General features: G+C 46.9%; 6 protein-coding genes. 4 read left to right on the forward strand and 2 right to left on the reverse strand.

Going from position 1 to position 4,769, the window contains the following annotated elements:
* Both VN379_RS20640 and VN379_RS20645 read left to right on the forward strand, forming a co-directional pair.
* On the forward strand, nucleotides 1-836 hold an 836-nt coding region (locus VN379_RS20640), incomplete at its 5' end, for a methyl-accepting chemotaxis protein (protein ID WP_325537355.1).
* Nucleotides 837-855: 19 nt separating this feature from the next.
* The gene (locus VN379_RS20645) at nucleotides 856-1,515 is read left to right on the forward strand and encodes a PDC sensor domain-containing protein (protein WP_325537357.1); all 660 of its coding nucleotides are present in this window, start codon (nucleotides 856-858) and stop codon (nucleotides 1,513-1,515) included.
* On the opposite strand, the gene VN379_RS20650 is transcribed toward VN379_RS20645, so the two are convergent.
* Together VN379_RS20650 and VN379_RS20655 are read right to left on the reverse strand one after the other, a co-directional pair.
* Complete coding sequence (locus VN379_RS20650; RefSeq protein WP_325537359.1) at nucleotides 1,508-1,843, reverse strand: cupin domain-containing protein; 336 nt, start codon at nucleotides 1,841-1,843, stop codon at nucleotides 1,508-1,510. The genes VN379_RS20645 and VN379_RS20650 overlap by 8 nt on opposite strands.
* 123 nt (nucleotides 1,844-1,966) lie before the next feature.
* On the reverse strand, nucleotides 1,967-2,254 hold the full coding sequence (locus VN379_RS20655) for a hypothetical protein (RefSeq protein ID WP_325537360.1): 288 nt from the start codon (nucleotides 2,252-2,254) through the stop codon (nucleotides 1,967-1,969).
* Between the two features lie 221 nt (nucleotides 2,255-2,475).
* Here VN379_RS20655 and asnB point away from each other — a divergent pair, with 221 nt between their 5' ends.
* Together asnB and VN379_RS20665 are read left to right on the forward strand one after the other, a co-directional pair.
* Entirely contained in the window at nucleotides 2,476-4,320 is a 1,845-nt protein-coding gene (asnB, locus tag VN379_RS20660; protein WP_325537362.1) for an asparagine synthase (glutamine-hydrolyzing), read from the forward strand.
* A 133-nt stretch (nucleotides 4,321-4,453) separates the two neighbouring features.
* Nucleotides 4,454-4,657 carry a small, acid-soluble spore protein, alpha/beta type gene (locus VN379_RS20665; RefSeq protein WP_325537364.1) on the forward strand — a complete coding sequence of 68 codons (204 nt, stop codon included), beginning with the start codon at nucleotides 4,454-4,456 and terminating at the stop codon, nucleotides 4,655-4,657.
* Nucleotides 4,658-4,769: the final 112 nt, after the last annotated feature.

Here is a 4,769-nt window from a genome sequence, read left to right on the forward strand (position 1 = left end):
ATCAAAGACAGGAGAGTGGAGTTATGCCATTATGGTTTGGGAAAAATAAAGCCATTGATAAACTAAGCAAACTAACTGCTCAGTATTCAGCCGGTGATATGTCTGTCAAAATTAATATGGATGAATATCCGGCAGAACTACACCCTTTAGCAAATAACATTGCTGCATTGGCCGATATGCTGCGAACATTCGCGCAGGAAACTCAGGTATCATCATGCCAGGTTTCAGCAGCAGTAAATCAGGTGACTGATGTTATTGAACAAGCGGTTTGCCTGGCGGAAAAAGCTCGTAAGGAAGCTGGTACTGCCGACCAGTTAACGCAGGATATTGCAGGAGCGACTAAACATGCTGCCAGGCAGATTGAGGATATTATGGCAGCAACTCAAACGATTACTACTGTAGCTGGCGAGATATACCAGGATAGCATTACTTCAAAGAATATGGCAGCGCAAGGTTATGAAGCAGCAGCCAAGGTAACAGTAGCTATGGATTCAATTCGTCAGGCCTCAGCCGAAGTTGGCGAAAGAATTACGGCCTTGACACAAATGGCAAGAGATATCGATAGCTTTATGGCTACAATCCAGGGCATATCAGCGCAAACCAGCCTTCTGGCACTTAATGCCAGTATCGAGGCTGCCAGAGCCGGCGAGCATGGACGTGGTTTTGCCGTTGTGGCCCAGGAGATTCAAAAACTTTCAGATGCCAGTGCAATTGCGGCAAACTCGGCCAATAAACTGTTGGCTGAAATTGATGGAGGTGTCTTAGCGGCGGCAAAAGCTGCGGAGACAGGGACTGCAGCTGTTGAAACGGGGTCCAGGGAGATGAGAGGCAGCTGATGCCAGTCTGCAGGCCATTTTGGCAGCTAGTTCCCAGGTAGAAGCAAAAATGGCGGAGGCTAGTGCCGCCAGGCAAAACCAGTTTGCCGCCACCCAGAAAACAGCAGATTCGCTAGGGGAGATTGCCGGTATGGCTGCTAAAGCCGCTAGCCGGATGACGACAGTAGCCAGTTCGATAGAGCAGCAGGATAGACATCTCGGTGATACCCGGAATATGGGGGATTTATTAGCGAAAGTGGCTGAGCAACTGGTAGCAACAACTGGCAAGTTGAGACTGATTGACATCAGCAGTTGCCAACAGGCCGAATTGGATGGTAAAATAGCCAAGCTGCGCAGCCAGCTTGAACATACCGTGAAAAATCAACAAGTGATAGGTATGGATGTGATTAGCCATAAAGAAATACTAAGCGGCCTCTTAACTCAGAATCCTGAGCTCGAGGCCGCCTGGACAAATCGTATTGATGGACAGTTTATTGTTTCTTTGCCGCCAGCCGGGATTGCCAATGCGCTGACCAGAGAGTGGTTTAGCCAGGCAAAACAAGGGAAGTTCTACGTATCACAAGTGTATGTTTCAGCAATATCGCATCAGCCTTGCTTAACCATTTCCCTGCCAATCGCTGATAGTGCAGGCAAAACTATCGGTGTACTGGGGGTAGATTTAAAGCTTACACTTACATAACAAGTACCAGCAGCATTTTGAAGTTTTCGACAGCATCGAGGCCGTGAGGAATATCGGCCGGCATAACGACTACCTGGCCGGCGGTGGCTGTGATTTTTTCGCCGCCGATGGTAATATCGGCCCGGCCATCAAGGATATGCACCATAGCATCGCCAGGGGCCGAGTGTGTGCTGATCGCTTCGCCTTGCGCAAATGCAAACAGTGTCATGCTGAGTGTTTTGTTTTGTGATAAAGTCAGGCTTACTACCTTGCCAGGCTGATAGTCCACCAAATTGACCAGGTCATGGGCTTTACTGAACTCAATATTTTTTATGAATTGTTTTTCCATAAATAAAACCTCCTTATTTGGGGGGATTGGATATCTTTGTATTTAGTTTAACAAATCAAATAGCTGTACGCTGTGACAAAAGTCACGATTCAAAAAAAACAGGCCGAACCCGGCCTGTTTTTTTTAACGTACGTCATCGTTTAGATCCAGAACGCCGTCTTCGGAAACACGCACATTCAGACCAACCTTCTCTTCATGACCCCACAGCATTCTTGCAACCAGGCTATTTGTTGCGTGTTTATTGCCTGGTTTGAGCTCCTCTGTCCGGAGGGCATCCTGGGTTGCATCAAGGCCAGTCTCCTGATATACGGCGCTAGCATTGTCAATGTCAGTGCCTTCCTGATAAGAATTGTTTGCTGATGCTTGGGGCGCGCTCATGTTTGTTTCCGAGGTTTGTTTGGTTTCATCCATAATAAATTCCTCCCTGCATGAATCGAGTATACTTGAATTTAGCGTATCCGCTGAACCCTTGCACCATACATATTTTCTTAGCAGGCTGTGACAATTGTTTGCTATTACGCATATTTATAAGCATGCAAATTAACATGTGGGGCAAAGGCGCCTGTGCGGCACGCCAGAAGAGTTGACTGGGCGTTCACAGGCTATATTCTTTTACAGGAGATGATTAAAGAATGTGCGGAATTACTGGTTGGATTGATTGGCAGGAAAATCTAACAGAGAGAAGCCATATCTTATCAGCTATGATTGAAACCTTGGCAGCACGCGGACCAGACGCGCAGGGAGCCTATATTACGCCACGGGCGGCCTTAGGCCACCGCCGCCTTAGTGTTATTGATCCGGTGGGCGGGGCGCAGCCGATGATCCGGTTTCGCGGTGATCAGAAATTTATCATCACTTATAATGGTGAGCTGTATAATACACCGGAAATTAAACAGCAGCTTGAAGACCGGGGGCATACATTCAGTTCACGTTGTGATACTGAGGTGCTGCTCGTGGCTTTTATTGAATGGGGGCCGGCCTGTGTTGAGCGGTTTAATGGCATATATGCTTTTGGAATTTGGGATGAAGCCAATCAGAGTCTTTTTTTAGCGCGGGATCGCATTGGGGTTAAACCACTTTTTTATACTGAGCGGGGCAGTAGTTTTATTTTTGGGTCAGAGCTTAAAACACTGCTGGCTAATCCGCTGGTACGCCCGGAAATCGATGCAGAGGGTTTAGCAGAGGTTTTTATGATCGGGCCGGCCCGGACACCAGGGCATGGTGTATTTCGCGATGTTAAGGAACTAAAACCCGGCCATTATATGGTTTACAACCGGCAGGGTAAGTTTATCAAGCAATATTGGAAACTGGAATCAATGCCACACTTTGAAGATTTCGAAACCACCAGAACGACGGTGCGTGAGCTATTAATTGATACTGCCGAGCGCCAATTGGTATCAGATGTACCAATATGTACGCTGCTTTCAGGAGGACTGGATTCCAGTGCGCTCACTGCACTTGCGGCCCTGTCGCATAGAAGGTCAGGTCTGGGTAGTCTACATACCTATTCAGTAGACTATATAGATAATGATCTGTATTTTAAGGCCAACAGCTTTCAACCAAATCCGGATGGGCCTTATGCCAAACGGGTATCAGAACACTTTGGTACAGTTCACCACAATATATTATTAGATACCCCGGAATTAGCTGCGAGTCTCAGACCGGCGGCACTTGTTCGTGACTTGCCGGGTATGGCGGATATTGATACATCACTCTACCTATTCTGCCGTGAAATCAAAAAAGGAGCCACAGTCGCTTTGTCGGGCGAGTGTGCAGATGAGGTTTTCGGTGGTTATCCCTGGTTTCAACGGGAAGAAATGATTAATGCAACGACATTTCCCTGGTCGCCGAGGCCGGAAATTCGCATCCCCTGGTTAAAGCCTGAAATACAGGCTAAGATTAAACCTGCTGAATATGTGGCTCAGCGGTACAGTGACGCTCTTGCTGAAGTGCCGCGCCTGCCTGGCGAGGATGCACGCTCAGCCAGAATGCGTGAGATCTTTTATCTTAGCCTTACCCGGTTTATGCCAACCCTCCTTGACCGGAAGGATCGTATGAGCATGGCGTTTGGTTTAGAGGTTAGGGTACCTTTCTGTGATCATCGTATTGTTGATTATGTTTGGAACGTGCCCTGGAGCATGAAAAATGCCCAAAACAGGGAAAAGGGGTTGCTGCGTTACGCCCTGGAGGGGATTTTACCTGAGGATGTATTATGGCGTAAAAAAAGTCCTTATCCTAAAACGCATAATCCAGCGTACACTAAGGTCGTTGTCAGTGAAGCCCTGGCCATCTTAAATGACCCGGCATCACCGCTGCAGGCCCTGCTTGATATTGATAAACTTAAAGAGATTGCCCAGACTGATTTATCTGCTTCTAATATTCCGTGGTTTGGGCAGCTTATGGGCGGGCCCCAGCTTTTCGCCTATCTTATCCAGGCTGATCATTGGATGCGTGAATATAAGGTTCAGGTGCTATAGAACGATAAAACCTCCATACCACTGCTGCTGCAATGGTATGGAGGTTTTTTGATAGCATTTTTTGCAAGAAATAATGTGCGCAAAATTGATACATATTATTCTTAGGCCTGATCAAAAAAATGGAGGTGATCGTATGAGTAAAGGAGTAATGTCCGAAAAGCTGAAATACGAATTAGCCCATGATCTCGGGTTTGGTGAGAAGGTTGAAGATGGAGACTGGTCGGATGTAACCACCGGCGAAGTCGGTTCGATGGTCAGAGAAGCTATTAAACGCGGTGAAGATGAGATGGCTAAGGAAGCAAAGGTAAATGGTGCGGCACATCAGAATGCGGAATAAATAAAAAAGATAACCCGAAGTTTCTACTAGAACTTCGGGTTATCTTTTTGTGATTTTGTAAAATAATAAAAAAAAGCAACTACCTATCTGCCGGTAGACCCCTGTATACTTA

It is taken from the genome of Sporomusa sp., from assembly GCF_035561255.1.
Taxonomy (GTDB): Bacteria; Bacillota; Negativicutes; order Sporomusales; family Sporomusaceae; genus Sporomusa.

Bases quoted from the DNA above. Each gene is read 5' to 3' on its own strand.
- VN379_RS20650 (WP_325537359.1), bottom strand. From the start codon at position 1,843: ATGGAAAAACAATTCATAAAAAATATTGAGTTCAGTAAAGCCCATGAC.
- VN379_RS20655 (WP_325537360.1), bottom strand. From the start codon at position 2,254: ATGGATGAAACCAAACAAACCTCGGAAACAAACATGAGCGCGCCCCAA.
- asnB (WP_325537362.1), top strand. From the start codon at position 2,476: ATGTGCGGAATTACTGGTTGGATTGATTGGCAGGAAAATCTAACAGAG.
- VN379_RS20665 (WP_325537364.1), top strand. From the start codon at position 4,454: ATGAGTAAAGGAGTAATGTCCGAAAAGCTGAAATACGAATTAGCCCAT.